Source organism: Streptomyces sp. UNOB3_S3 (assembly GCF_020740895.1).
Classification (GTDB): domain Bacteria; phylum Actinomycetota; class Actinomycetes; order Streptomycetales; family Streptomycetaceae; genus Streptomyces.
The window spans coordinates 1-1327 of record NZ_JAILXP010000692.1 but is presented as its reverse complement, the minus strand read 5'-3'; the positions used below and the strand labels follow the sequence as shown (position 1 = coordinate 1327).

The following is a 1327-nucleotide window of genomic DNA, read 5'->3' as shown; positions in this document are numbered from 1 at the left end:
GAGACAGCCCCAGGGGGAAGGTGGGCAGTACATGAATCGCGACCGACCCCCGGCCATGCTCCGCCTCGCGGCGGCGTCCATGGTCGGGACCACCATCGAGTTCTACGACTTCTTCGCCTACGGCACCGCGGCCGCCCTTGTCCTGGGCCCGCTGTTCTTCCCCACCGTCTCCCCCCTCGTCGGCACCCTCGCCGCGTTCGGCACCTTCGGCGTCGGCTTCATCGCCCGCCCGCTGGGCTCGGTGTTCTTCGGGCACATCGGTGACCGGCTGGGCCGCCGCCCCGTGCTCGTCTTCTCCCTGCTGCTGACGGGCCTCGCGACCGTCGCCGTCGGCTTCGTCCCCACCTACCAGCGGATCGGCGTCGCCGCCCCGCTGCTGCTGCTCGTGCTGCGCTTCCTCCAGGGCCTGGGCGTCGGCGGCGAATGGGGCGGCGCCGTACTGCTGACCACCGAACACGCCCCCGCCCATCGCCGTGTGCTGTGGTCGAGCTTCCCCCAGACCGGCCCGTCCGTGGGATTCCTGCTGGCCAACGGCATCACCCTGACCCTTTCGGCGACCCTCCCCGACGAGCTGTTCCTGACCTGGGGCTGGCGCGTGCCGTTCTGGGCGGCGGGCGTCCTGGCCGCGATCGGGCTGCTGCTGCGCACCCAGCTGGCCGAGACCCCGGACTTCCAGGCGCTGGCCGCGAACGAGAGCCGCGCGACGCTCCCCTTCACCGAGGTCGTCCGCGGCCACTGGCGGCTCGTCCTGCTCACCGCCGGCGGGCTCTCCATCGGCTATTCCGTCTTCTACACGGTCACCACCTGGTCCCTGGCCTACGGCACCGAGCGCCTGGGCGTCGACCGCACGCTCATGCTCGGCTGCGTCATGGTGGCGGTCGCCGTCTCCGGCGCGGCCACCCCCGTCGTCGCCCACCTCGGCGACCGCTTCGGCCGTCGCACCCTGTGCCTGGTCGGCTGTACCGCCGTGGCCCTGTGGATGTTCCCCCTCATGGGCCTGCTGCGCACCGGCCGCCCCGCGCTGATGCTGCTGGGCTTCGTCGTCGCGATGCTGGCCTTCATCACCGCCTTCGGGGTGGTCGGCGCGTATGTGCCCGAGCTCTACGAGGCCAGGGTGCGCTGCACCGGCGCCTCCGTCGGCTACAACCTCGCCGGGGTGCTCGGCGGAGCCGTCACCCCGCTGGTGGCGACGGCGACGGCCAGATCGGGCGGGCCGCCCTGGGGCGTCGCCGCCTATCTCACCGGCATCGCCCTGCTGAGCCTGGGCTGCTTCCTGCTGCTGCCCGAGACCCGCCCCACCACGATCGCCTCCCGCCCGGCCACCGAC

At 72.9% G+C, this 1327-nt stretch carries 1 protein-coding gene; it reads left to right on the top strand.

Annotated elements, in window-relative coordinates; genetic code table 11:
• Nucleotides 1-55: 55 nt before the first annotated feature.
• Nucleotides 56-1327, top strand: a 1272-nt coding sequence (locus tag K6I33_RS35065; RefSeq protein WP_229358835.1) for an MFS transporter, incomplete at its 3' end; no start/stop codon positions are given.